At 42.4% G+C, this 707-nt stretch carries 2 protein-coding genes; one reads left to right on the top strand and one right to left on the bottom strand.

The annotated features are described in order from the left end of the window. The coding region (locus R7Q09_RS25660) for an alanine:cation symporter family protein (protein WP_318143881.1) at positions 1-227 on the top strand (227 nt) is incomplete at its 5' end. Positions 228-335: 108 nt separating this feature from the next. Here the strand turns inward: R7Q09_RS25660 and R7Q09_RS25655 are convergent. Continuing rightward, positions 336-707, bottom strand: a 372-nt coding sequence (locus R7Q09_RS25655) for a threonine transporter RhtB (RefSeq protein ID WP_318143880.1), incomplete at its 5' end; no start/stop codon positions are given.

Genomic DNA, 707 nt, shown 5'->3' with positions numbered 1-707 from the left:
GCACAAAAGCGGTTCTGCCTTACAAGATTATCTTCCTTGCTCTAGTGGCTTCAGGCGCGTTCCTGCATCTAGACATGATTTGGATTCTGGCAGATATCGTAAATGGCTTGATGGCGATCCCTAACCTTATTGGTTTGATTGCGCTTCGTCATGTTGTACTGGCAGAAACTAAATTGTTCTTTAACCCTTCAGTTCAATCTGATGATCTTGATGCGGTAAAAGCATAGCTCTACAAAGAACCGTTAAGCCTGCACTTAAACGAGTTAGAAACCTTAAAACACAAAGCCCGCTCATTTTTAGCGGGCTTTATTTTTATCTAGATTCAGATGACAGCGTTAATCACGTAACCACTGATGTTCAACCTTCTCTCCACGCTGTTCAAAAAACTTAGCGTTTTGCTGTTTGAACTGATCAACTTTAATATCCGCGATTGGCCAATGGGCAAAAGCCTCCGTAATGAAAGACTCATCAACACCAAATTCTAGCGAATCTAAATGCTTACCTATGTAACGGTAAAAATAACTCTGTCCGACGCTATCACACACCATTGGCACATGCGCCATTCGCTGGCGATTCACTGATACGGATGCCCAAGTTGTGGTGTTCGGTTTGCAAGTTTTCTCCTGCACAACATCGATTTCAAACTTGTTGTCTAACGTCGTAGATACAAAAACGACGATCGCATCGTCAAGGTAAACTCGTCTTAA

The organism is Vibrio sp. 2130-1, assembly GCF_033339515.1.
This window is presented reverse-complemented; position numbering and strand designations above follow the sequence as displayed.